This window comes from Ramlibacter sp., assembly GCF_035548915.1.
Taxonomy (GTDB): domain Bacteria; phylum Pseudomonadota; class Gammaproteobacteria; order Burkholderiales; family Burkholderiaceae_C; genus Ramlibacter.
In genome coordinates this window covers 260,001-284,129 of the sequence record NZ_DASZSE010000028.1, presented here as the reverse complement: position 1 = coordinate 284,129, position 24,129 = coordinate 260,001, and the positions used below count along the sequence as shown (strand labels likewise).

Genomic DNA, 24,129 nt, shown 5'->3' with positions numbered 1-24,129 from the left:
CGTCGGAAGCAGTTGCGAATCAGGACTGCATCCAGCGCAACCCGAACGTGTTCACTCCGAAAGAAAGGTCACTGTCATGAACGCCAAGTCCATCCTCGCCATCGCCACCCTTGCCGTCGCCGCCACCGGCGTTGCACGCGCCGACGAATACTACGGCGGCCAGAACGTCGCGAGCTTCGAGGGCAGCCGCACCCGCGCCGAAGTCATGGCCGAAGCGGCGGCCGTGCCCGCCGCGCGCAGCACCGAGCCCGCGGGCTCGCGTGTGGCCGCGCCGATCCAGTCGACGGTCGACGCGAGAGTGCTGCGTGCGCAAGCGGCGCAGGCCGTGCGCCTGGGTCGCATCTCCGCCGGCGAGCTCAGCTTCTGAAGCCGTCGGACCGAAGGGCGGAAAACGTCCTTCGAGGGTCGAAAGACAAAGCAAAAAGAAATGCCCCGATCGGGGCGTTTCCATTTCTGGCTTTCCGCTTCTGGGATGGAAGAAGAAAGCTCAGAGCGTGACAATCACGCTGGCGGGCCTCTCGCGTGGCACGCCGGTGGAAAGCGGCGCGCCCCAATCCGCTTCGCCGGCAGCGATCAGCGCGAGCTGCACGCCGTGCGAGTCGTGCGCGGCAGGCACGGTGAGCGTGTACGACGTTCCAAGCGCGTGCGCCGCCGCCGCGGACGTTTCCAGAGCGAAAGAAGTCAGCAGGGGCAGGTCGAAACGCATGGATGGACTGTAACCACATGTGATGCACAATCCAAGAGGCCCCGCGCCAAAATTCGGGCGAGCGTCGAATTTTTCACGCGGCGCGCGGTGCCGTACGATTGCCCAGCCGATTTTGCTCTCCCATGACTCAGAAACAGACCCTCCACTTCCAGGCCGAGGTGGCGCAGCTGCTGCACCTCGTCACCCATTCCCTTTACTCGAACAAGGAAATCTTCCTGCGCGAGCTGATCTCCAACGCCTCGGACGCCTGCGACAAGCTGCGCTTCGAGGCGCTTCATGCTTCCGCGCTGTACGAGGACGATCCGAACCTCGACATCCGCATCGATTTCGACAAGGAAGCGCGCACGCTCACCGTGAGCGACAACGGGATCGGCATGTCCGAGCAGGAAGCGATCGACAACCTCGGGACGATCGCCAAGAGCGGCACGCGCGACTTCATGGGCAAGCTCTCGGGCGATCAGAAGGCCGACGCCCAGCTCATCGGTCAGTTCGGGGTGGGCTTCTATTCAGGCTTCATCGTGGCCGACCGCATCACGGTCGAGTCGCGGCGCGCGGGCATGACGGCGGCCGAGGGCGTGCGCTGGTCGAGCCAGGGCAGCGGCGACTTCGAAGTGGAGACGATCGCGCGTGAGCGTCGGGGCACGAGCGTGATCCTGCACCTGCGCGAAGACGCCGTGGAATTCCTGTCCGCGTGGAAGCTGAAGTCGATCGTCTCCAGGTACTCCGACCACATCTCGCTGCCGATCCTCATGCGCAAGGAGGAGTGGAAGGAAGGCGCCGAGGGCCAGCCCGGAGAGATGGTGCTCACCGACCAGTGGGAGACGGTCAATCAGGCCACCGCGCTCTGGACGCGGCCGAAGAAGGATGTCACCGCCGAGCAGTACGACCAGTTCTACCGGCAGGTCACGCACGACCACGAAGGGCCGCTTGCCTGGACGCACAACAAGGTGGAAGGCGCGACCGAGTTCACGCAGCTGCTGTACCTGCCCGCGCACGCGCCTTTCGATCTCTGGAACCGGGACAAGCGTGGCGGTGTGAAGCTCTACGTGCGGCGCGTCTTCATCATGGACGATGCCGAGGCGCTGCTGCCGGCCTATCTGCGCTTCGTGAAAGGTGTGGTGGATTCGGCCGACCTGCCGCTCAACGTGAGCCGCGAGCTGCTGCAGGAAAGCCGCGACGTGAAGGCGATCCGCGAGGGCAACACGCGGCGCGTGCTCGCGATGATCGAAGACCTCGCCAGGCTCGAGAAGGACGAGGCGGCCACCGACGAGGACAAGGCGAAGTTCGCGAAGTTCCAGGCCGAGTTCGGCTCGGTGCTGAAAGAGGGGCTCGGCGAGGACTTCAGCCATCGGGAACGCATCGCGAAGCTGCTGCGCTTCGCATCCACGCAGTCGGATACGGCGTCCGTCTCGCTTGCCGACTACAAGGCCCGCATGAAGGAGGGCCAGGATGCGATCTACTACATCACCGGCGAGACGCTCGCCGCGGCGAAGAACAGTCCCCAGCTCGAGATCTTCCGCAAGAAGGGCATCGAGGTCCTGCTGATGACGGACCGCGTGGACGAATGGGCGCTCGGCTTCCTGCACGATTTCGAAGGCACGCCGCTGCAGTCGGTCGCCAAGGGGCAGGTGGAGCTCGGGAAGCTGCAGGACGAAGCGGAGAAGAAGGCCGCCGAGGAAGCGGCCGAGGCGTTCCAGCCGGTGCTCGCGAAGCTGAAGGAAGCGCTGAAGGACAAGGCCGAGGACGTGCGTGCGACCACGCGCCTGGTCGATTCACCGGCGTGCCTGGTCGTCACCGAAGGCGGCATGAGCATGCAGTTCGCGCGCCTGCTGAAGCAGGCGGGGCAGAAGGCGCCGGACGTGAAGCCCGTGCTGGAGGTGAATCCCGAGCATCCGCTCGTGAAGAAGCTCGACGGCTCGCCGAACTTCCACGACCTCGCGCACATCCTGTTCGATCAGGCGCTGCTCGCCGAAGGCGGGCTGCCGGAGGACCCGGCCGCGTACGTGAAGCGGGTGAACTCGCTGCTCGCGTAGCTGGCGCGCCGGGCTCGTTGCGGTGCCCTTCGGCTTCTGCGCCCTGAATGGACTGCAACGAAGCCCGAACTCAGACCGCCAGCGGTGGCTCCTGCATCGCTTCGAGCTGCTCTTCCAGCATGTGCACCTGAGCGCGCCAGTAGTCCGGCGTGCCGAACCAGGGAAAAGCGCGCGCAAACGCGGGGTCGCTCCAGCGCCGCGCAAGCCACGCGCTGTAGTGGATGAGCCGCAACGTGCGCAGCGGCTCGATCAATGCAAGCTCGCGCCGGTCGAAGTCGCGCATCTGTTCGTAGCCGTCGAGCAGCGCCGCGAGCTGGCGCTGGCGCTCCGGGCGCTCGCCGGACAGCAGCATCCACAGGTCCTGCACCGCCGGCGCCGTGCGAGCGTCGTCGAGGTCGACGAAGTGCGGCCCGGCATCCGGCGTCCACAGAATGTTGCCGGGGTGGCAGTCGCCGTGAGTGCGGATACGCGCGCAGTCGGCCGACATCGCCGAGCGGATGATCCCGATGGCTTCGTCGCAGCGCCGTTCCCATTCGCCCTGCGCGTCCAGCGCAATGGCGCCGTGCGTGCGCAGCCAGTCCCGCGGCTCCAAAGCGAAGGTCTGAAGATCGAGCGCCGGACGGACCGCGAACGGCCGCGCCGCGCCGACCTGATGCAGCCGGGCGAGAAACCGGCCGATCCATTCCAGCGCCTCGCCGTCGTCCAGATCGGGCGTGCGCCCGCCTCTGCGCGGACTCACGCTGAAGGCGAAGCCCCCGTGGTGATGCAACGTGCTTTCCTGCAGCGCGAGCGGCGCGACCGCCGGGACCTCGGCTGCGGCCAGTTCCGCCGCGAACGCATGCTCCTCGACGATCTGCGCATCGCTCCACCGGCCGGGGCGATAGAACTTCGCGATTACGCTCGGATGCCCTTCGAACGCATCTTCGAGCTGCACCTCGTAGACGCGGTTCTCGTAGGAGCCGAGCGCCATCAGGCGTCCATCGCCGCGCAGCCCCACGCTCTGGAGGGCATCGAGCACCCGATCGGGCGTGAGGTCTTCGTAAGGGTGGCGGCTGTCCGTTGACATGGGGCGATTGTCCGCCCTCAGGCGCCTTGCGCCCCGGCCAGCAGCTGAAACGGTTCGCGCTGCTTCACGAGCAGAACGCTGCACGGCGCCTCGTTGGCGATGCGAGCAGGCACGGTCGGGACGATGCGGCGCATCGCGAGCCCATGCGTGGGCGCGCCCACGACGACGAGGCTCACTTCGTTCGTCCGGGCATACGCGAGCAGCGCGCGCGAGACGTCCGTGTCCTGCAGCACGTGGCACGACACCTGATGGCCTTCCAGGTCGATCCCCCGCGACCACTGGCGCAGCTGCTCCATGTGGTGGCGATGCAGCTCGGCCTCGTCGATGCTGCCGCTTGCGACCGGATTGCCCGGAGCCACGACCGTGACGCACGCGAGCCGCGCTCCGGGGCGGATGCCGAGCGAGCGCTTCACCGCCTCGCGCAGCGAATAGAGCGTGGCGTCGGTCGCGCCTTCGTGCGGCACCGCGACCATGACGATCGGCACTTCGTCGATCCGCTGCACGGGCCGCGGGCTGGGGCGGTAGTGCAGGCCCGCGGCCCGGATCCACCGCTTCAGATGCGTGCGCCACGACGTGCGCTCGGTGCGCAGCCCGCGCTCGCCCACCCGCACCTGCGACGGATGGGCCAGGTCCATCGCGAGGTGGGCTGCCGACGCATAGCGCTGAGCGGCTTCGGGCTCCAGGCACCTCAGGACGATCTCCTGCAGCCAAGGCGGCACCGAAGCATCCCGCGCGCGCGGCGGCGTCGGGTCCATCCACAAGCGTTGACGCAGGCCACCGGTCGTGCTCGGCACGCCGAACGGCAGCTCGCCGGTCGCCAGTTCATACAGGATCACTCCGATGGCGAAGACGTCGCTGCGCGGGTCGCCTCGCACGCCCACCACTTGCTCCGGCGCGATCCAGGCGGGCGAGCCGATGGCCACGCGCATTTCCTCGGCCAGCAAGTCCGGATAGTGCGCATGCCAGCTCAGGCCGAAATCGACCAGCACGCATCGGCCGTCGGGCCGCATGATGGCGTTGGCCGGCTTCAGGTCGAGATGCACGGCGTTTTGCAGGTGCAGGCTGTGCGCGGCGAGGGCGAGTTCGCGGCCCCACTTCGCGACCGTCTCCGGCGGCGCGCGTGTGCCCGGCGCAAGCTCGTCCAACAGCTGCTGCAGCGTGCGGCCGGGCACGTACTCCATGACGATGTAGGGGACCCGCGCCATGTCTCCCGCCGCCACCAGGCGCGGCACGTGAGGGCCTTGCAGGGCCTGCAGCATCTGCAGTTCCACTTCGAAGCCGACGAGGTTCTCCGCGCCTTCGCCGCCGCCCATGCGCGGTACCTTCATCACCATCGAAAAACCGGGGTCCACGCGGCCGCCTTCGTACGTGACGCGAAAAAGCTCGGCCATGCCGCCGCTATGCAGCGTCTCGCCGATCATGAATCCGTCCAGCAGGTCGCCCGGACGCACACGCGTCATTGCCCCAGCTCCAGTCTTTGCGCGAAGGCCTCGGGCAGGCCCGCGCGGCGGATCGCCGCGGCGGCCCCGAGGTGGTCGTAGGCTACGCGGTGGAAGGCGATGCGCACCTGAGCCGCGTCAAAGAGGGCGTACATCGCCCGCGGATCGCCGTCGCGGGGCTGGCCGACCGAGCCCACCAGCGCGAGCCAGCGGCGATGCGAGGCGAGCGGCACGGGCACGCCCTCGGCGGGCTCGAACGCCATGGGCGAGCCGGCGCGGCCGCGGTAGTAGAGACGCTGCTCGTGCACGTGTCCGCAGAAGACGAGCCGTGCGGCATGCTGCGTTTCGGCGGCCGTGAGGCAGCGTTGCACCTGCACGCCGTTGTCGATGTAGGTCCAGCGCTGCGGCTCGTGCGCGCTCGCGTGAACGAGCAGTGCGTCGTCCATCGTCGCAGTGAGCGGCAATGCGGCAAGGAATTGCCGCTGAACTGCGGTGAGGTGTTCATGCGTCCATGCGGCAGACTGCGCTTCGGCATCGGCGACCTGAGCCGGCGGACGGAGCGCGGCTCGATCGTGATTGCCGAGCACGACCGGCGCGCCTTCGGCGTGCAAGGCGATCACCTGATCCACGACGGCAGCGGGTTCGGCGCCGTAGCCGACCAGGTCACCCAGGAACGCGAAGCGGGTGGCGCCGGCGGCTTGCGCGTGCGCGAGGCATGCCTTGAGCGCGCGTTCGTTCGCGTGCAGGTCCGACAGCAGCGCCAGCTTCATGGCCGGCATGATGCGCGGCGGGGCCCGCGCGGTCCAGCAGTCAGATCAACGAATGGCGAGGATGTGGCCGAGCGACGGATCGCCGCGGCCTTCGAGCACTTGGCGGTAGGCTGCAAGGGCCGCATCGGCCCCCTCATGGCGCCGCACGCGCAACCAGGGCCGGGTCGCATCGCCGACCCGGTCGCGGAACGAGTGCCATGCCTCGACCAGCCGCCGTGCGAGCTCGGCCGGCCCCCAGTCGCCCTGGCGTTTGCGAATCTGCGCCGGCGCGAAGAAAAGCGTCGCGCGCGGCCCCGGCAGGTCTTTGGCCGCGCCCAGGTGTTCGACGTGCGTGCCACCCACCGCGCAGCTGTAGCGCAGGTTCGCAAAGCGTGTGTGGATCGCGCGCCGCAGCTCGACGTTGCCAGCGAAGTCGATGTAGACAAGCGGCGTCGCCCCATCGATTGCTTCCAGCGCCTCGTACGCGAGGACCCGTGTGTAGCAGCCCAGGCTTTCGCAGAAGGCGCGGTTGGCATCCGACGTGAGACCGATCACCTCGAGGCCGGGCCGCTGCGAGAGCTGGAACGCCGTGCCGTAGGCGGTCTTGCTCGAGGCGCTCGACAACAGCAGCGTGCGGGCGCCGAAGAAGTCGTTGTCCGCCATGAAGTCGTCGATCAGCCAGGACGTCGTGTAGAGCGGTCGCAGCAGCGCCTGCACGTCTTCCGTGCCGGGCGTGTAGAACGGGTCGGCTTCGCAGCGCATGTAGCGGTTGTAGACGGAATGCAACTGCGCTCGATGCGGGGCTTCATCGCTGAAGCCGGCCGGCGAGAGATGGCCCGGCTTCAGCACGGCGCTGTCCGCCATCGGCCAGTAGCCGTAGAGCCGCTCCCCTGTCGCGACACCCGGATGCAGCGACTGCCGGACGGTGCCGAAGCCCCACACGGGAACGATGCCCCAGCCTTCTTCGGGCGTCGGATAGAAGCGCCAGTAATCCATCGCATCGCCGAACGCGGCGTAGGTGATGTTGTTGGCCGTGAGCGCGAACGCGTCGACCCGCACCCGCACCTGGCCATCTTCCAGCGGCGTATCGGGTGCAATGGCAAGCCGGGCGTTCGCGAGGTCGTTCCTGCGCACGAGGAGAGTGGTGGTGCTCATGACGCCGCTTGCCCTGTGCCTGGCCCGGGCTCAACCGACGAGGTTGATCTGCACGTCGATGTTGCCGCGCGTCGCGTTCGAGTACGGGCACACCTGGTGCGCGGCGTCCAGCAGCTTGCGGGCCGCCTCGCGGTCCATGCCGGGCAGGCTCACATTGAGCCGCGCGGCGATGCCGAATGCATTGGGAATGGGGCCGAGATCGACTTCGGCGTCGATCGCGAGGTCGGCCGGCAGCGCGATCTTCTGCCGGCCGGCGACCGCCTTCATCGCGCCGATGAAGCATGCCGAATAGCCCGCCGCGAAGAGCTGCTCGGGGTTGGTGCCGTTGCCGCCCATCGCCGGAGGCGTGAGGCGGACTTCGAGCTTGCCGTCGTCGCTGCGCGAGGCGCCGTCGCGCCCGCCGGTGGTGTGGACTTTGGCGGTGTAGATCACTTTTTCGAGCTGTGTCATGGGGCTTCCTTCTGATGAATGCCTTCGGTTGGGGTCTGTTTTCGGCCGGCCAGCCGCTCGCGCAGCTGCCGCACCTGGCGCGTGAGTTGCGCGACTTCGGTGGGCGAACATTGGGCGGCGCTCATGAGGCAGCCCGGAACCTTCGATGCGCGGGGCTTGAGCTTGCGGCCGGCGGCGGTCAGCGTGATGTGCACGCGGCGTTCGTCCTCGACGGCGCGGATGCGGCTCACGAGCCCCATCCCTTCCAGGCGCTTCAGAAGCGGCGTGAGCGTGCCGCTGTCGAGGTTCAGCCGCTCGCCGAGTTCGGATACGGAGACGCCGTCGCGCTCCCAGAGCACCAGCATGGCGAGATACTGGGGATAGGTGAGGCCGAGCTCGGCCAGCAGCGGCTTGTACAGCTTGGTCATGGCGAGCGAAGCCGAATAAAGCGCGAAGCACAGCTGGTTATCCAGCAGGAGCGCGTTGTCCGGAACCGATGCCTGTGCCATAACCGCAAGTATAGCGCGATATTTAATAGTGTGCAATTCATTTGTGTGCGATTCATTGAGTGAAGTTTGGGCCGGAGGCCCTGCGATACGGCGCTACGATCCTGGACATGCCGACGCCATCCCGCTTCTGGGCCGATCTCACGACGGGCGATTTCGCCCGGCTCGAACCCGTGCGAACGGTCGCGGTGCTTCCGCTCGGCGCGACGGAACAGCATGGGCCGCATCTGCCCCTTTCGGTGGACCGGTCGCTCGTGGACGGCATCGTGTCGGCCGCGCTGCCTCACCTCGCGGCCGAGCTGCCGGCGCTTTTCCTGCCCACGCAGGCGGTGGGCTACAGCCCCGAGCATTCGGCGTTCGACGGCACGCTCACGCTCTCGTGGCAGACAGTCCTTTCCACGTGGATCGACATCGGCGGATGCGTCGCCGCGGCCGGGCTGAAGAAGATCCTGCTCTTCAACGCGCACGGCGGCCAGGTGAGTCTCATGGACATTGCCGCGCGCGAGCTTCGCAAGCAGCACGGCCTCATCGCGTACAGCTGCAGCTGGTGGAACCTGCCGCTCGGCGAAGCGGCCGCGCAGTTCAGCGCCGAGGAGCACCGGTTCGGCGTGCACGCGGGCGAGATCGAGACGTCCCTCATGCTGGCGCTCGCCCCCGAGCGGGTCGACATGGCGCGGGCACGGCGTTTCGCTTCGGCCTCGCAGCAGCGAGCCAGGACGTCTCCCATTCTCGGCAACGGCGTGAGCGCCAAGCTCGGCTGGCAGATCCAGGACTACAACGCCGAGGGCGCGGCAGGCAATGCGGCGGCCGCGACCCCCGAGAAGGGCCGCAGGCTCCTGGACGCCGCCGGGCAGCAGCTTGCGCTTCTCGTTGCCGAGATTTCCGGCCTGCCGCTGTCGACGCTTGCCGATCCGCCTGGCGCCCCGTCGCGCGAATAGGTCGCGCGAATAAGTCACGCGAATAAGTCACGCGATAGGCATCACGGCTGTGTTGCCTTCTCGCAAATATTCTGGGGGCATGTGAGCTGGATCACACCGCGCTTTCCTGCGTGTGCCTACACTGGACGCATAGGTCCTCACCATGCGGTTTTCCGAACTCTTCGACACTCCTGCACCCCTGCGCGCCGCGCAGGGCGAAGAGCATCCGCCGCAGAAGCCGGCTTCCACGACCGACAGACCGGCGTCCAGCGCGCAGGAAGTGCCGGACGACCTCGACCAGCGGGTGCGTCAGACGGGCGAATGGCAGCTCGAAGACTGGTGAACGCGGCTGAGTGAAAGTAAAGGGAGAAGAGGAACAAAAAAAGGGCGCCGCAAGGCGCCCTTGGTGTTTCGAGCGGTTCGTCTGGCCGTTACTCGAGCTTTCCGTCGCTCGAATTGCTTGCGTTGGTCGAGCTTGCGGACAGACTCTCGCTGGAACTGCTGCCGCCCCCCTGGCTGCGCTTCTGGCTGCGCGCCATCCCGCCCTTGCGTCCGGCTTCACGCGCTTCTTCCGAGGTGAATTCGTGCGCAGTGCCCTTCTCGTGGGCGGCCCGGCCCCCCTCGCTCGCGATCTCGCGCTGCCGCTGCGGGTCCATGGAGGCGAAGCCGCGGTTGCTCTTGCCGCCCGTGTTGCCTTGATTGTTGGAAGCCATGTGGGTACTCCTTCGAAAACTGGAATCGGGGTTGGAATGTCATGGCCGTGGTTTCCGGCCATGGTGTGATTGAGCGGTGGCAGGCTGCCCACGCTCGTCAGGCAGCGGTGAGGGGGGATGTAGGACTCTGCCCTACCCGGTTACAACGCCGCGCGAGCCAGCAGCGGTGCGAGCCGCCCGAGCAGGGGCTGCGCTTCGGCCGGCACCGGGGCGGCCGCTTGCGCACCGGGGCGGGCTTGCAGGCTCGCGAGCAACGCGGCGAGCCCCTTTGCGGACGGAGCCACCGGTCCGAGGAAGCGCGCCTGGCCGTCACGCGCGATCAGCACCGTGGGGAAGGTCTCGATGTCGACGTCGCCCATGGCCTCGTCCTCGTCTTCGACATCGATCCAGGCAAAGCGGAGGTCGGGCCGTGCCGACTGCATCTCGCGCAAGGCGGGTTGCCAGTCGCGGCACACGCCGCACCATGCGGCGCACAAGCAGATCACCTGCCAGCTGCTCGAATCGTCGTGAGCTACCACCGGATCAGTGTAGCAATCCGCCTTGCCCCCTACGTGTAGGTGACCCAATCCCTGTACTGCGCCGCGTCCAGGTGGGGGATGGCGTTGAAGCCAACCAGCATATGGCGCTTGGGCGTGAAGGCGAATTCGGTGATCGACGTGTTTCGGATGCGCAGGTTCAGCTCGATCGTGGCTTCGGGACTCGTGCCGAGCACGTGGCCGACCGCTGTCGCGATCGGGCCGCCGCTCGTCACGAGAAGCACGTGCTGGCCGTAGTGGTTGTGGCGCACATGATCGAGCGCACCCGCGACGCCGGCCACGAACTCGCGATAGGCGGGCATGCCTTTCGGACTTGCCGCGCCCGCCATCCACTGCGTGAGGCCGTCGCGCAGCAGGCGGAAATGGTGGCGCACCATCTCGGGCGTCGTCGCCTTTTCGAGGCGGTGCGGGTGCACGGTCGCGATCACCGCTTCGCTGTCGTATTCGTTCAGGCCTTCCCAGGCGAGGTGCTCGCCCGAATGATTCATGCCTTCGAGGATGCTCGCCATCGTCTGCTTGTGGCGCTTGAGCGTGCCCGCGACGAGTCCGTCGAACTTCACGCCCCGTTCGGCGAAGTATTCGCCGAGGCGCACGCTTTGCCGATGCCCGAGCTCGCTCAGTTCGTCATAGTCGTCGGCGCCGAACGACGCCTGCCCGTGCCGCACGAGGTAGAGAGTGCCCATGGGCCTGCATTCTGGCAAACGCACCGCCGGCGTGTGCGTCCCGCGTGCGACTGTGCGACGCAGGCCCACAGGCCGACGGGGTGTTGTCCTGCACGGGCAGGGGCTGCCTGCCGATTCCAATCGGCAGCAAACCAACGCGAAGGAGACCCCCCAATGGCAAGCTACGGCAAGAAGGCGCAGGACAAGGTCGAGAAGACCATGCACGAGCGCAAACACGGCACGCTGCGCAGCGGCTCGGGCAAGAAGGTGACGAGCCGCAAGCAGGCGATCGCCATCGGGCTGTCGGAAGCGCGCAAGGAAGGCGGCAAAGTGCCCGCGAAGAAGAAGTCGTCGACAGGCGGCGCGCGCAAGTCGGCCGCGAAGAAGTCCACCACCGCCCGCAAGACCGCCGCGAAGAAGACGACGGCCAAGAAGACGACGGCCAAGAAGACGACAGCGAAGAAAACGACGGCCAAGAAGGCGGCGGCGAAGAAGGCGGCGGCTCGCAAGAGCACCGCCCGCAAGACGACGGCCAGGAAGAGCTCGGCGCACAAGACGACAGCGCGCAAGCATTCGGCAAGGAAATCGACCGGCCGCAAGACGGCGGCGAAAAAATCGACGGCGCGCAAATCGAGCTCTCGCAAATCGAGCTAGCGCAAATCGAGCCGGCGCGAATCGAGCCCGCAAAACTGCCCGCTGCCGTGGCGCTGCTCCATCAGGCGGTCGCGGATTCGAGCCGCATGCGCCCCTTCGGCGTGAGCAGCGTCGCCTGGAGATTCGCTCGGCCCTCGGCCAGCTCGACGCCTTCGAGCCCGATCGCATCGCACGCGCGCCGCAATTCGCTCACGCGAGGATGCGTGATCGAAAGTGATTGAAGCATCACGCCCGATTCGGGCATCGCGGCCGCGGGATGGGCCTCGGGCCATTCGATCAAGCTCGGAAGACAGCCGTCGAAAAGGCGTCGCCCATCCGGGCGGACGGTGATCTTCCACTGCAGCAGGCCGCGCGGGGTCATGCGCGACGCAGCCAATGCCTCGCCCGCTTCGATCCGGTGCTCGCGCCATGCCCGAAGCGCCGCCTCCACCTGCGGCACGTTCGCAACGAAGTGCACGAGCCGCGGTCCGCGTTCGCGCACCGAAGCCTGCAATGCGCTGTCGTCCATGTCGAACCAGCGTGCGCCCGCACGCCTCTGCGCGGGGTCGGCTTCGGGGTCGATGGCGATGATCTCCAGATAGGCGCGCGGGTGGTTCACGGTCGCGATGCGCAGCAGCCGGTTGTGCGTGCCCATGAGCGGATGCGCGCCGCCCGGCCCCGGTGTGACGCCCAGTGCCGCTTCGCACCAGCCCACGCCTTCGGCGAGGCTCGCGGCCAGCACGACCAGGTGATCGATCCGGGCGGCCATCAGAGCAGCACGCTGCCTTCCACGCACGTCACCGAGGCGCCCCCGACCCAGATGTCACCGGCCTCGTCGCGCTCGACGTGCACGCGTCCGGCGCGCCCGAGCGCCGTCCCCTGGGCCGCGACGTAGCGCGCAGGCGCAAGGTTCGAGCCGATCAGCCATTGAGCGAGCGCCGCGTTCAGGCTGCCGGTGACGGGGTCTTCAGCCATGCCGCTGTTGCCCGGGAAGAAGGCGCGGACTTCGAAGGCGCATTCATCGTCCGGATCGCTGGCGCCGCGTGCGCCGATCACGCCCACCTTGCCGCGCGGACCGACCACGCCCACGTCCAGCCCCGCAAGCGCCGCGCCATCGGGCCGAAGCGAAAGCACCTGTTCGGCCGAGCGCAGCATCACGCCTCGCCAGTGCGGACCGTTGTCGCACCATGCGTGATGGAGGATGTCCGCCCGAGGGATGCCGAGCCCGCGGGCGATCAGCTCGACGTCCTCGTTCGCGAGCGGTCCGCTCCTGAGCAGCGGCGGCGCGGCGAAAGCGAGGCGCTCGCCGTCGCGCTTCAGCTTCACCAGGCCGACGCCGCACTCCTGCACGACCTGCTCGCCCTTCGGTCGCCCGCCTGCCTGCAGCCACGCGTGGCAGGTCCCGAGCGTCGGGTGGCCCGCGAACGGCAGTTCGCGCCCCGACGTGAAGATGCGCACCCGGTAGTCGGCGCCGGGCGTCGTCGCAGGCAGCACGAAAGTGGCTTCCGACAGGTTCGTCCAGTTCGTGAAGCGCTGCATCGCCTCCTCGGCGAGGCCGGTGCCGTCGAGCACGACCGCCAGAGGATTGCCGCGATAAGGCACTGGAGTGAAAACGTCGACTTGCTTGAATGGGCGTTGCTTCATCTCGACTCCTTCATGCCAGAGCAAGGTCCAGCACGCCCCTGGCGGCGGGTTGCCGCCGAAGGCCCTCGTACCAGCGGTCCAGGCGCGGGCTCGGGCGATGTTCGATCGGCAGTCCACGCCAGCGATGCACCTCGCAGGCAATGGGCAGGTCGGCCATCGTCAGCCGATCGCCCGCCATGAACGGGCGTCGAGCCAGGTGCGCCTCCAGCAGATCGAGCAGCGGCTGCGTCCGCGAGATCGATTGTGCGACGAGCGCCGGATCGCGCTTGTCAGGAGGCACTCGGATCAGCTGGACGAACGCGTCGCGCCCCGCGGGGTTGAGCGTGGTCTGCTGCCAGTCCATCCAGCGCTCGGCATCGAAGCGCTCGCGCAGCTGCGGCGGATAGAGTGCGCCGCCGGCATGCTTTGCGCACAGGTAGCGGACGATGACGTTCGATTCCCAGAGGGCGAATCCGTCGTCTTCGATCAGCGGCACGAGCGAGTTCGGATTCAATGCCCGGTAGTCCGGTGTCGCCACGATGCCGAACGCCGCGCCCGCGTCGATGCGCTCGAAGGGGGCTTCCAGCAGCTGCGCCGCGAGCACGACCTTGCGCACGTTGATGGACGAAATGCGGCCCCAGATGCGCAGCATGTTCAGCGCCCGCGATGCTCTCGGATCGTCGCGGCGAGCAAGGCGATGCCGCGGTCGATCTGTTCGGCTGTCGCGGTCACGAACGACAGGCGCAGCGCGCGCGGGTCCGTTTCCCCCGCGAAGAACGGGGCGCCGGGCACGAAGGCGACGCCACGCTCCACCGCTTCGGGCAGAAGCGACCTCGCATCCATGCCCCGCGGCAGGCGCGCCCACAGGAACATGCCGCCGTCGGGCACATTCCAGGTCACGTCGAGGCCCGCCATCTCGCGCGAGAGCGCGGCGAGCATCGCATCGCGCTGCGCCCTGTAGAGCGCGCGGATCGTCGGCACATGGCGTTGCAGGAAGCCGTCTTTCATCACTTCGGCCACGACGCGCTGGTTGAAGCTTGGTGCATGCAAGTCGGCGGCCTGCTTCGCCTGCAAGAGCTTCGGCGCGACGGCCGGCGGCGCGACCAGATAGCCCAGGCGAAGGCCGGGGGCCAGCACCTTGGAGAACGAGCCGAGGTAGATGCAGCCTTGCGGGTTGCGGGCCGTGAGCGGGAGCGGTGGCGGTGCCTCGAACCAGAGGTCACCGTACGGGTTGTCCTCCACGAGCGGCACGCCGAGCGCGGCCGCGCGTTCCACGAGCGCCGCACGCCGCGCCTCGCTCATGGTCCGCCCCGTCGGATTCTGGAAGTTCGGCAGCACGTACAGGAAGCGCGCGGCGTCCGCGCGCGCCGAGAAGGCTTCCACGTCCACCCCTTCGGCATCGCTCGCGACGCCTTCGACGGCCGGCTCCATCGGCGCGAAGGCCTGCAATGCGCCGAGATAGGTGGGCGTCTCCACGAGCACGCGGCTGCCGGCATCGATCAGCACCTTGGCAACGAGGTCGAGACCCTGCTGAGAACCGGTCGTGATGAGCACCTGGCCCGGCTCGACGTTCCACGGCAGGAGCGCGGCGACTGCTTCGCGCAGCGGCTCGTAGCCTTCGCTCGCGGCATATTGCAGCGCGGCCCGGCCGTCGTCCCGCAGCACCCTCGCGCAGGCGTCGGCGAATTCGGCGACAGGAAACGTGGCGGGGGAAGGCAGGCCGCCCGCGAAGCTGACGATGCCCGGGCGCTCGGCGACCTTCAGGATCTCGCGCAGGACGGAGGGATTCATCTTCTGCGCACGGCGCGCGAGGGTCCAGGGCGTTTGCAGGTCGTTCAGTTTCATGGGGTCTCCAGCAGGATGTCAGGCGGCGGCGACGCGCACGGGCATGCGCTTGCCCGCGAACACGGTTGCGATCACGGCGATCGCGAAGGCGAGGCTGTACGGCTCGAGCCGCTCGCCGAGCAGCGGCACGGCAAAGAGCATGCTGAGGAAAGGCTGCAGCAGCTGCATCTGGCTCACGCGGACCGTGCCGCCGAGCGCGAGGCCGCGGTACCAGGCGAACATGCCGATCCACATCGAGAACAGCGAGAGATAGCCGAAGGCCCACCACGCGGATGGCGCGACAGGCTCGAGCGGCCGCGTGATCCAGGCAAGCGGCAGCGTGAAGGGCTGCGAGATCACGAGCGCCCAGCACATCACTTGCTCGGCAGGCATCGATTGCGAAAGCCGCCCGCCGTATGCGTAGCCCACGGCCGCGCACGCGACCGCGGCGAGCAGCAGCGAGTCGGCCGAACGCACGTCGACTCGGCTGCCCGCTTGCCACAGTGCAAAGACGACGACGAGCACGCTGCCGACGGCGGCACACAGCCAAAAACCCACCGAGGGCCGCTGCCGGTGCAGCCACGCGCCCACGCCCGCCGTGGCGAGCGGCAGCACGCCGACGATCACGCTCGCGTGAACCGCTTCGACGTGGCGCATGGCGACGGATGCGAGTAGCGGAAAGCCGAACACGACGCCGGCGGAGGTGAGCGCGAGCGGCCGCCATGCGTCGCGCGGCGGCCACGGTGCCCGCACCGCCAGCAGGAACGCGGCCGACAGCAGGCCCGCGACGCTCGCGCGTCCCGTCGCGATGAAGACGCCCGTGAGCTGCGGCGACTCGGCCGTGCCGACGGCGATACGCGTCATCGGCAGCGTGAGCGCGAAGATCGCAACGCCCAGCACGCCGAGCCACAGCCCGCGGACCTCGTCGGGCTTCATGGCGGCGGATGCGATTGCGGGGACATGCGGACCACTGTAATCTTGCGTACCAGTACACGACCCATACAGTTTTCCAGATCACCGGGACATCTGTATCGTTGATCGTGCCAGTACACCGGAGCCCGACCGCCATGCTGATGAAGACCCACTCGCAATCGCTCACCGAGCAGCTCGCGGCGCGATTCGGCGAACGCATCCGCGACCGCCTCCTCGCGCCCGGCGCACGGCTGCCCTCGGTGCGGGAGTGCGCGCGGCAGCAGAACGTGAGCCCTTCCACCGTGGTGGCGGCCTACGACCAGCTGCTCGCGCAGGGACTCGTGGAGGCGCGGAAGAACCGGGGCTTCTTCGTGCGCGAGGCGCGGGCCGTGCGCACCGAGGAGGTGGGCGCGCACGACGCGCATCACGCGTCTTTGTCGCAGGGCGTGCATCGCGCGTCTTTGTCACATGGCGCGCATCGCGCGTCCGTTTCGCGGGACGCGCCTCTCGCGTCGTCTTCTTCGCTGCACCGGCTCGCCCCTCGCGGAGCGTCCCCGCCCGTGAACGCGACGGCGCTCATCCGCGGCATGTTCCACAAGATCAGCAACAAGCCGCAGCCGGGGATGGGCGTGTTTCCGGCGGACTGGATGGAGTCGACGTTCATGCCGGCGGCCGTGCGCAAGGTGACCGGCACGCGCGCGCTCAACGAGTTTTCGCTGCAGTACGGCGAGCCGATGGGCGATTCGGCGCTTCGCAGCGCGCTTCAGAAGAAGCTCGCGACGCTCAGCGTGCCCGCGTCGCCCGAGCAGATCATCACGACGGTGGGCGCCACGCACGCGCTGGACATCGTGAGCCGCACGATGCTGCGGCCGGGCGACCCCGTGATGGTGGAGGAGCCGGGCTGGGCCGTCGAATTCGCGCGGCTCAATGCGCTGGGCATGCGCCTGCTGCCCGTGCCGCGCCGCCCCGACGGGCCCGACCTCGAAGTGATGGAGCGCTACTGCGAGCAGCACAAGCCCAAGCTCTACGTGAGCGTGAGCGTCTTCCACAACCCCACGAGCTACTGCCTCACGCCGAATAGCGCGCACCGCGTGGTGCAACTCGCGAACCGGCACGACTTCCACATTGTCGAGGACGACACGTACAGTCATCTCGCGCCAGTGCATGCACCTCGCCTCGCGTCGCTGGACGGCCTGCAGCGCACGATCTACGTGAGCGGCTTCGCGAAGATTCTCGCGCCCAACTGGCGCATCGGCTTCCTGGCCGCCCCACCGGAGCTGATCGAACAGCTGCTCGACACGAAGCTGCTCGCCACGCTCACGACGCCGGCTTTGCTGGAGCGCGCACTCGCGCACTGCATCGAACAGGGACAGTTGCGCCGCCATGCCGAGCGCATTCGCACCCGGCTCGATCAGGCACGCAGCCGCAGCGTGAAGCTCGCGACGAATGCGGGATGCCGCTTCGCCGCGGAGCCGGCGGGACTCTTCGGCTGGGTGGACACGGGAGTCGACACCGATGCGCTCGCGCAGCGCATGCTGGACGAAGGTTACCTGCTTGCGCCGGGAGCGCTTTTCCATGCCGAGCGCAAGCCGAGCACGCTCATGCGCATCAACTTCGCGACCACGCAGGACGCCGTGTTCTGGAAGAAGTACGCCGAAACCGTGCGCAAGATGTGATCAGAGCATCTCGTCGGGCGCAAACGGCGCGATCAGCCTCACGAGCAGCTTGCGGCGCGCGCCGGCTTCCGGATCGGTGCGGCTGTCCTGGAACGACGCACCGGGCGGGGCGCGCCAGACCAGATCGCCTCCGTCGCGCTCGACCCGGTAGGCGCCGGTCGCGAAAGTCTGCTCCACCTGCTGCGTGGCGGCAGCCGCGAGCTTCGCGCTGCGGATCACGAGCGCCTCCTCGCTGTTTTGCAGCTGCGAGCGCAGGTCGAGGTTCATGGAGCCGACGATGGTGAGGCGTCCGTCCACCACCACGGCCTTGGTGTGCAGGCTCGCGCGGCGCTTTCCCAGGGCCTTGGAGCCTCCGGCCGCGCTGCCGAGCGAGACGCCGCTGTGTCCGGACGAGCCCGCCAGCTCCGGCGCGGTCGAAGGGTCGGAGCGCATTTCGTGCAGTTCGACCCCGATGTCGAGCAGCGCCTTTCGGTAGCGCATGTAGCCGGCATGCGCGGCCACGGCATCGTTGGACGCGAGCGAGTTGGTGAGGACGCGGATGCGCACGCCGCGGCGGCGCAACTGCTCGTACACCGCCATCATGCGCGGACCGGGCACGAAGTAGGGCGACACCATGAGGACGTCGTGCTGTGCGCCCTGCATGATCGAGAGCAGGCCGTCGATCACGGTTTCGCCCGCGTTCGCTTCATCCTCGTCGGGGCCGATCTTGCCGGGCCGGTCGCCCATGAAAGCGGACGGCGCCCACACGAGCGGCACCGTGCGCAGGTCCACCGGCGGCCGCCTCGCCGCCGCGGCTTCCTCGGGCGTCACGGTGGGAAGCACGGTGGGCTTTGCGCGGGCCGTGTCCGCCGGCGTCGCCGCGACTGACCGGGCGCCGGCGGCCGCTTGCGAGGACTCGGGATCGGCTTTCGTGCCGCCGGAGAGGTCTCGCAGCTTCTCGAGCTCTTTCTTGCTGATCAGGCGCTGCACCGGGTAGGCAAGATCGTCGTTCCAGAAACGGTCGAAGCTCGCGGCCATGTCGCGCACGATGCGGCCGGTCGCGAGCACGTCCAGGTCGACGAAGTTCTGCTTGCCCGCCACGCCGAAGTATTCGTCGCCGATGTTGCGCCCGCCCGTGATGCTCCACGCCGTGTCGGCGATGAGGAGCTTGTTGTGCATGCGTTTTTGCACGCGCTCCATGTCGTCGAGCGAGCCGAGGATGTGACCGATGAGATTGTTGCGCGGCCCCGGCAGTGGATTGAAAAGACGCATCTCGACGTTGGGCTCGAACGCGAGCCGCAGCACCTGCGCGTCTTCGCCCACGGAATTGAAATCGTCGAGGAGGACGCGCACGCGCACGCCGCGCCGGGCCGCATCGCGGATCGCCTGCAGGAGCGTCTCCGTGGTCGCGTCCGCGTGGATCGCGTAGTACTGCAAGTCGAGGCTGCGTTCGGCGTTTTCGATCAGCGCGAGGCGGCTCGAATAGGCGAGATCGACTCCGTCCACGAGCGCGAAGGCGGAGTCGCTGCGGGCGCGGGCTTGCGCGCGGCGGGCCTCGGACAGCCTGCCAAGCGAGGTGGTCCCGGGCGAATCGAACGCGCGGCTCGCGACGCGTCCCGTGTTCGCGGGCAGGCTCGCGCAGCCCGTCGCCGCCCAGCCGAGCAGAATGATCGATAGCAACCAGGAAAGAGTGTTGCGCATGCTGCCGCACACTCTAGTGGGCGCAGCGTGCGAGCGGGGCGGCTCGAGGTCAGCCGTGTGCGCGCGTCGATGAAGGACAAGCGCTAAACATTGCCGAGATGCTCCCAGCGCTGCAGCGCCTGCATCAATTCGTCTTCGATCTGCCCGGTGCGTTGCGCGAGTTGCGCGGCGCGCCGGGGGTCCGCGCGGTACACGTCGCCTTGCGAGAGCTCGGCCTGGATCGCGCGCTGCTCCTCCTCGAGCGAGTCGATCCGCGCCGGCAGCTGCTCGAGCTCACGCTGCTCCTTGTAGCTCAGCTTGCGCTTGCCCGTGGGCGCCTTGTCCTGCGCGAGCGCGGCAGCCGCCACAGGAGTCGGCTCCTTCGCCGCCGTCGCCTGCCGCTGTTCGAAGGCTCGCACCCGCTGCGACTGCGCGAGCCAGTCGTCGACCCCCCCTTCGTATTCGCGCCAGAGGCCGTCGCCTTCGAAGGCGATCGTGCTCGTCACCACGTTGTCGAGGAAGGCGCGATCGTGGCTCACGAGGAACACGGTCCCGTCGTAGTCCTGCAGCAGCTCCTCGAGCAATTCCAGCGTGTCGATGTCGAGGTCGTTCGTGGGCTCGTCGAGCACCAGCACGTTCGCGGGTCGTGCGAAGAGCCGCGCGAGCAGCAGGCGATTGCGCTCGCCGCCCGAGAGCGAGCGCACGGGCGAAGCCGAGCGCGCCGGCGAAAAGAGGAAGTCGCCGAGGTAGCTCTTCACGTGCTTGCGCTGACGTCCGATCTCGATCCATTCACTGCCGGGGCTGATGAAATCTTCCAGCGTCGCGTCGGGGTCGAGCGCGGTGCGCATCTGGTCGAAGTACGCGACCTGAAGATTGGTGCCCAGGCGCACGCGTCCGCTGTCCGGGGCGAGCTCGCCGAGGATCAGCTTCAGCAGCGTCGTTTTGCCCGCACCGTTCGGCCCGACGAGTCCTATCTTGTCGCCACGCAGCAAGGTTGCGGTGAAGTCGCGGACCACCTGCTTGTCGCCGAACGACTTGGTCACGTGTTGCAGCTCCGCGACGATCTTGCCGCTCGGCTGGCCGCTCGCGAGGTCCATCTGCACGCGACCGACGGCTTCGCGTCGCGCGGCGCGTCTTGCGCGAAGCGCTTCGAGCCGGCCGATGCGGCCCTGCGATCGGGTGCGCCGCGCCTCCACGCCCTTGCGAACCCACACTTCCTCCTGCGCGAGGAGCTTGTCGGCCTTCGCGTTGACGACGGTTTCCCGCGCGAGCTGATCTTCCTTCAGCTGGCGGTAGCGGGTGAAGTTGCCGGGGTAGGAACGCAGCTTTCCCCGATCGAGTTCGACGATGCGCGTTACCACGCGGTCGAGGAATCGCCGGTCGTGCGTGATCACCACCACGCTGCCCGGAAAGCCGAGAAGCAGTTCCTCCAGCCATTCGATGGAGTCGAGATCGAGGTGGTTGGTCGGCTCGTCGAGCAGGAGCACGTCGGGTCGCTTCACGAGCGCCTGCGCGAGCGCGACGCGCTTTTGCGTGCCGCCCGAAAGCGTGTCGATCATGGCGTTGCCGTCGAGGTGCAGGCGCTGCAGCGTTTCTGCCACGCGCTGCTGCCAGTGCCAGCCGTCCAGTGCCTCGATCTGCGCCTGCAACGCGTCGTGATCGCCTTCGCCCTGCGTATAGCGCTTCAGAAGCTCGGTGATGTGCGAGAGCGACGCGCGGACGGCGTCGAAGACGGTCCGGTGTTCGTCGAGCGCGGGCTCCTGCGCCACATAGGCCACGCTCAGCCCTTGCTGAGCCTGCAGCTGGCCATCATCGAGGTGGTCGATGCCGGCGAGCACCTTCAGCAGCGAGGACTTGCCCGCGCCGTTGCGGCCGATGAGGCCGATGCGCTCGCCCGATTCCAGCGCGAGGTCGGTGCGATCGAGGAGCGGCACGTGGCCGAACGCGAGTTGCGCGCCGGCAAGAGTGATGAGAGCCATGCAACGAGGTTAGCACCGCGGTGTCGCTCGGGATTCGCTCGGCGAGCCCGCGCGGATCGATGGGAAAGCGTCGAGGGCTATAGTGCGGCTTCCTGCTGAGGAGAGCGGCATTGGACCTGAACATCAACGGCAAGGCGGTCCCGGTGGCGGTGGACCCGGCCATGCCCCTGCTCTGGGTGCTGCGTGACGTGCTGGGCATGACCGGCACCAAGTTCGGCTGCGGCGTCGCCGCTTGCGGTGCGTGCACGGTGCGCATCGACGGGCAGCCCGTGCGGTCGTGCGTCGTGCCCACCTCGGCAGCCGTGGGCCGCAAGGTGCAGACCATCGAGGGGCTGGGCGATCCCGGCAAGCCGCACCCGCTGCAGGTCGCCTGGCTCATCGAGCAGGTGCCCCAGTGCGGCTACTGCCAAAGCGGCATGCTCATGGCCGCCGCAGCGCTGATCGAGAAGAAGCCGAAACCCACCGACGCGGACATCGACGAGGCGATCACCAACATCTGCCGCTGCGGCACCTATCAGCGCGTGCGCGCCGCGATCAAGAGGGCGGCCGGAGCGAAAGCGTGAAGAGGCGCACGTGGCTGCTTGGCACGGCGGCGGCCACCGGCGCGCTCGTCGTCGGCTGGGGCCTGCTTCCGGCGCGTTCGCGTCTCGGCTCCGGCGCGCTCATGCTCCCGGGTGAAGGCGACATCGCATTGAACGGATGGATCAAGATCACGCCCGACGGCGCGGTGGTCCTCGCGATGCCGCGCAGCGAGATGGGCCAGGGCGTGCACACGGCGCTGCCGATGCTGGCCGCCGAGGAGCTCGACGTGCCGCTTGCCTCGGTGAGAATCGAACAGGCGAGCGCCGATGCGATCTACGGCAACGTTGCGCTGCTGCAGGCGGCTTTGCCGTTCCATCCGCTGGAGCAGGAAAGCGCCGACGGCTTCGGGCGCGTGAGGGCGGGCCGCTGGCTGGTCGGCAAGCTCGGGCGGGAGCTGGGCATCAATGCCACCGGGGGCTCGACGAGCGTCGTGGATGCGTGGGAAGTCGTGCGCGCCGCCGCGGCAACGGCACGCGCTTCGCTGCTCGGCGCGGCTTCTCTGCAGTGGCGGCTGCCGCTCGAGGAACTGCGCGTGAAGCACGGTGTCGTCTCTCACGCCGCATCCGGGCGGTCGGCCGGCTACGGCGAGCTGGCGCGATTCGCCGCGGCGACGCCACCGGGAGAGGTGAGACTGAAGGACCCGAAAGAGTGGACTCTGATCGGCACGCCGGCTCCGCGCCTCGATCTTGCCGGCAAGGTGGACGGCAGCGCCCGTTTCGGGATCGATGTGCGGCTGCCCGGCATGAAGTTCGCGGTGGTGCGCATGTGCCCGATGATCGGTGGCTCTCCCGGCCGCGTCGACACCGCCAGGGCACTCGCGATGCAGGGCGTGGAACGGGTCGTGATGTTGCCGGGCTACGCATCGCAGACCGCGGGCTTCGCTGTCGTGGCGGACGGCTACTGGCATGCGAAGCAGGCCGCGCAGGCGGTCGATGTGGAGTGGCGACAGCGTGCGGCCGGTGCGCTCGACTCGCGCCGGATCGAGCGTGCGCTCGAGGAGGCCGTGCGGCGGGAAGACGGATTCGTCTTCTACGAGACGGGCGACGCGACCGCCGCGCAGCGGAATGCGCCGCGTACCGTCGAGGCGTGGTACCGCGCTCCTTTCGTTGCGCACGCGACGCTCGAGCCGATGAATTGCACGGCACGCGTCATCGGTCGCAAGGTCGAGCTATGGGCGCCCACGCAGGTGCCGCAGATGTGCCGCGACGCGGCGGCGCGGGTCGCGGGCGTGCGGCGCGACGACGTGACGGTGCACGTCACGTATCTCGGAGGGGGCTTCGGCCGTCGACTCGAAGTGGACTACGCGGCGCAGGCCACTCGGGTGGCAATGGATTGCGAAGGCGTTGCAGTGCAACTCATCTGGCCGCGCGAAGAAGACACGACGCACGACTACTACCGGCCGATGCACGTCGCGCGGCTGAGCGCGGCGCTCGATGACAAGGGGCGCGCGCAGTCGCTGCGCATCAAGTCGGCCGGAGATTCGATCTCGCCGCGCTGGATCGCTCGCGCGATGCCGCAACTGGCGGGACCGATCGATCTGCCGGACAAGACGGATTCGGAAGGTCTCTTCGACCTGCCTTACGGATTTGCCCACCAGCGGATCGAGCACGTGGCGACGCGGATGGATGTTCCAGTGGGATTCTGGCGCTCGGTCGGCCATTCGCACAACGCGTTCTTCTCTGAAAGCTTCATGGATGAACTCGCTGCCGAGGCGCGGCAGAATCCGCTCGAATTCCGGCGTGCGCTGTTGAGTCAAGCGCCGCGCCATCTCGCAGTGCTCGAGCTTGCAGCGGAAAAATCCGGCTGGGGCACGAAGGTGCACCCCGGACGCGCACAGGGCATCGCCCTGCACGAATCGTTTGACTCGATCGTCGCCCAGGTGGCGGAGGTGTCGCTCGAGGCTGGGCGGCCGCGTGTGCACCGCGTCGTCTGTGCCATCGACTGCGGTGTCGTGGTGAATCCCGGCATCGTGTCTCAACAGATGGAAGGTGCGGTGGTGTGGGCGCTTTCCGCAGCTCTGCACAGCCGGATCGACATCCACGATGGTGTGGTGCAGCAAGGGAATTTTCCGCAGTACCCGGTGATTGGGATGAGCCAAGCGCCACATGTGGAGACCTGGATCGTGCCGAGCCGGCACGATCCAGGGGGCGTCGGCGAGGCTGGCGTGGCACCGCTCGCGCCGGCCGTGGCAAATGCGCTCTTCGTGCTCACTGGCGAGAGAAGGCGGTCCCTTCCGTTGCTGGCCTGACGGCAGGCGCACGCAAGGACGGTTCAAGGAGCCCGAAACCCGTGCTATAGTCATTGGCTCTGCTCCACACCGAGCGCGAAAT

The 24,129-nt window shown here is 68.1% G+C and carries 25 protein-coding genes; 8 read left to right on the top strand and 17 right to left on the bottom strand.

Annotation, left to right across the window (positions count from 1 at the left end):
* Window positions 1–76 precede the first annotated feature (76 nt).
* Window positions 77–367, top strand: coding sequence for a DUF4148 domain-containing protein (locus VHA82_RS10050; RefSeq protein ID WP_325543064.1), 291 nt, complete (start codon window positions 77–79; stop codon window positions 365–367).
* Window positions 368–487: 120 nt separating this feature from the next.
* On the opposite strand, the gene VHA82_RS10045 is transcribed toward VHA82_RS10050, so the two are convergent.
* Window positions 488–706, bottom strand: a complete 219-nt coding sequence (locus VHA82_RS10045) for a hypothetical protein (RefSeq protein ID WP_325543062.1) — start codon at window positions 704–706, stop codon at window positions 488–490.
* Between the two features lie 122 nt (window positions 707–828).
* On the opposite strand from VHA82_RS10045, the gene htpG reads away from it, so the two are divergent.
* Window positions 829–2,739, top strand: a complete 1,911-nt coding sequence (gene htpG / locus VHA82_RS10040) for a molecular chaperone HtpG (RefSeq protein ID WP_325543060.1) — start codon at window positions 829–831, stop codon at window positions 2,737–2,739.
* Between the two features lie 70 nt (window positions 2,740–2,809).
* On the opposite strand, the gene VHA82_RS10035 is transcribed toward htpG, so the two are convergent.
* From VHA82_RS10035 to VHA82_RS10010, 6 genes are read right to left on the bottom strand one after another with little or no spacing between them, the layout of a single operon-like run.
* Complete coding sequence (locus VHA82_RS10035; RefSeq protein ID WP_325543058.1) at window positions 2,810–3,805, bottom strand: serine/threonine protein kinase; 996 nt, start codon at window positions 3,803–3,805, stop codon at window positions 2,810–2,812.
* Between the two features lie 17 nt (window positions 3,806–3,822).
* Window positions 3,823–5,265 carry a bifunctional serine/threonine-protein kinase/universal stress protein gene (locus VHA82_RS10030; RefSeq protein WP_325543055.1) on the bottom strand — a complete coding sequence of 481 codons (1,443 nt, stop codon included), beginning with the start codon at window positions 5,263–5,265 and terminating at the stop codon, window positions 3,823–3,825.
* Entirely contained in the window at window positions 5,262–6,014 is a 753-nt protein-coding gene (locus VHA82_RS10025) for a metallophosphoesterase family protein (RefSeq protein WP_325543103.1), read from the bottom strand. Before VHA82_RS10025 ends, VHA82_RS10030 begins: the two co-directional genes overlap by 4 nt.
* A 45-nt stretch (window positions 6,015–6,059) precedes the next feature.
* Window positions 6,060–7,148 carry a DUF2855 family protein gene (locus VHA82_RS10020; protein WP_325543053.1) on the bottom strand — a complete coding sequence of 363 codons (1,089 nt, stop codon included), beginning with the start codon at window positions 7,146–7,148 and terminating at the stop codon, window positions 6,060–6,062.
* Between the two features lie 30 nt (window positions 7,149–7,178).
* Window positions 7,179–7,598 (bottom strand): organic hydroperoxide resistance protein, encoded by a 420-nt coding sequence (locus tag VHA82_RS10015; protein WP_325543051.1) that lies wholly within the window; start codon window positions 7,596–7,598, stop codon window positions 7,179–7,181.
* A complete protein-coding gene (locus VHA82_RS10010) occupies window positions 7,595–8,086 on the bottom strand; it encodes a MarR family transcriptional regulator (RefSeq protein ID WP_325543048.1) in 492 nt (163 codons plus the stop codon). Before VHA82_RS10010 ends, VHA82_RS10015 begins: the two co-directional genes overlap by 4 nt.
* 107 nt (window positions 8,087–8,193) lie before the next feature.
* Between VHA82_RS10010 and VHA82_RS10005 the strand changes: the two genes are divergently transcribed.
* Window positions 8,194–9,021: a creatininase family protein gene (locus VHA82_RS10005; RefSeq protein WP_325543046.1), complete on the top strand. Its 828-nt coding sequence runs from the start codon at window positions 8,194–8,196 to the stop codon at window positions 9,019–9,021.
* A gap of 142 nt (window positions 9,022–9,163) precedes the next feature.
* Window positions 9,164–9,343, top strand: a complete 180-nt coding sequence (locus VHA82_RS10000) for a hypothetical protein (RefSeq protein ID WP_325543044.1) — start codon at window positions 9,164–9,166, stop codon at window positions 9,341–9,343.
* An 88-nt stretch (window positions 9,344–9,431) separates the two neighbouring features.
* Here VHA82_RS10000 and VHA82_RS09995 read toward each other — a convergent pair whose 3' ends face one another.
* The 3 genes from VHA82_RS09995 to VHA82_RS09985 all read right to left on the bottom strand — a co-directional run bounded on the left by VHA82_RS09995 (window position 9,432) and on the right by VHA82_RS09985 (window position 10,932).
* Window positions 9,432–9,713, bottom strand: a complete 282-nt coding sequence (locus tag VHA82_RS09995) for a KGG domain-containing protein (protein ID WP_325543042.1) — start codon at window positions 9,711–9,713, stop codon at window positions 9,432–9,434.
* 140 nt (window positions 9,714–9,853) lie between these two features.
* Window positions 9,854–10,231 carry a thioredoxin family protein gene (locus VHA82_RS09990; protein ID WP_325543040.1) on the bottom strand — a complete coding sequence of 126 codons (378 nt, stop codon included), beginning with the start codon at window positions 10,229–10,231 and terminating at the stop codon, window positions 9,854–9,856.
* A gap of 29 nt (window positions 10,232–10,260) precedes the next feature.
* Window positions 10,261–10,932 (bottom strand): histidine phosphatase family protein, encoded by a 672-nt coding sequence (locus tag VHA82_RS09985; protein WP_325543038.1) that lies wholly within the window; start codon window positions 10,930–10,932, stop codon window positions 10,261–10,263.
* A 153-nt stretch (window positions 10,933–11,085) separates the two neighbouring features.
* Here VHA82_RS09985 and VHA82_RS09980 point away from each other — a divergent pair, with 153 nt between their 5' ends.
* Window positions 11,086–11,565 (top strand): DUF6496 domain-containing protein, encoded by a 480-nt coding sequence (locus VHA82_RS09980; protein ID WP_325543036.1) that lies wholly within the window; start codon window positions 11,086–11,088, stop codon window positions 11,563–11,565.
* Between the two features lie 61 nt (window positions 11,566–11,626).
* Here VHA82_RS09980 and VHA82_RS09975 read toward each other — a convergent pair whose 3' ends face one another.
* From VHA82_RS09975 to VHA82_RS09955, 5 genes are read right to left on the bottom strand one after another with little or no spacing between them, the layout of a single operon-like run.
* Entirely contained in the window at window positions 11,627–12,313 is a 687-nt protein-coding gene (locus VHA82_RS09975) for a VOC family protein (protein WP_325543034.1), read from the bottom strand.
* Window positions 12,313–13,188 (bottom strand): PhzF family phenazine biosynthesis protein, encoded by an 876-nt coding sequence (locus VHA82_RS09970; RefSeq protein WP_325543033.1) that lies wholly within the window; start codon window positions 13,186–13,188, stop codon window positions 12,313–12,315. The genes VHA82_RS09975 and VHA82_RS09970 overlap by 1 nt, the downstream gene beginning before the upstream one ends.
* Window positions 13,189–13,198: 10 nt before the next feature.
* Window positions 13,199–13,819, bottom strand: coding sequence for a glutathione S-transferase (locus VHA82_RS09965; protein ID WP_325543032.1), 621 nt, complete (start codon window positions 13,817–13,819; stop codon window positions 13,199–13,201).
* Window positions 13,820–13,821: 2 nt separating this feature from the next.
* Complete coding sequence (locus VHA82_RS09960; RefSeq protein WP_325543031.1) at window positions 13,822–15,012, bottom strand: PLP-dependent aminotransferase family protein; 1,191 nt, start codon at window positions 15,010–15,012, stop codon at window positions 13,822–13,824.
* Window positions 15,013–15,030: 18 nt separating this feature from the next.
* A complete protein-coding gene (locus tag VHA82_RS09955) occupies window positions 15,031–15,927 on the bottom strand; it encodes a DMT family transporter (RefSeq protein ID WP_325543030.1) in 897 nt (298 codons plus the stop codon).
* Between the two features lie 131 nt (window positions 15,928–16,058).
* On the opposite strand from VHA82_RS09955, the gene VHA82_RS09950 reads away from it, so the two are divergent.
* Entirely contained in the window at window positions 16,059–17,579 is a 1,521-nt protein-coding gene (locus VHA82_RS09950; RefSeq protein ID WP_325543029.1) for a PLP-dependent aminotransferase family protein, read from the top strand.
* Here VHA82_RS09950 and VHA82_RS09945 read toward each other — a convergent pair whose 3' ends face one another.
* Together VHA82_RS09945 and abc-f are read right to left on the bottom strand one after the other, a co-directional pair.
* Window positions 17,580–19,259: a phospholipase D family protein gene (locus VHA82_RS09945; RefSeq protein ID WP_325543027.1), complete on the bottom strand. Its 1,680-nt coding sequence runs from the start codon at window positions 19,257–19,259 to the stop codon at window positions 17,580–17,582.
* 83 nt (window positions 19,260–19,342) lie between these two features.
* A complete protein-coding gene (abc-f, locus tag VHA82_RS09940; protein ID WP_325543025.1) occupies window positions 19,343–21,217 on the bottom strand; it encodes a ribosomal protection-like ABC-F family protein in 1,875 nt (624 codons plus the stop codon).
* Between the two features lie 110 nt (window positions 21,218–21,327).
* On the opposite strand from abc-f, the gene VHA82_RS09935 reads away from it, so the two are divergent.
* Both VHA82_RS09935 and VHA82_RS09930 read left to right on the top strand, forming a co-directional pair.
* Complete coding sequence (locus VHA82_RS09935; RefSeq protein ID WP_325543023.1) at window positions 21,328–21,780, top strand: (2Fe-2S)-binding protein; 453 nt, start codon at window positions 21,328–21,330, stop codon at window positions 21,778–21,780.
* Window positions 21,777–24,047 (top strand): xanthine dehydrogenase family protein molybdopterin-binding subunit, encoded by a 2,271-nt coding sequence (locus tag VHA82_RS09930; protein ID WP_325543021.1) that lies wholly within the window; start codon window positions 21,777–21,779, stop codon window positions 24,045–24,047. The genes VHA82_RS09935 and VHA82_RS09930 overlap by 4 nt, the downstream gene beginning before the upstream one ends.
* Window positions 24,048–24,129: the final 82 nt, after the last annotated feature.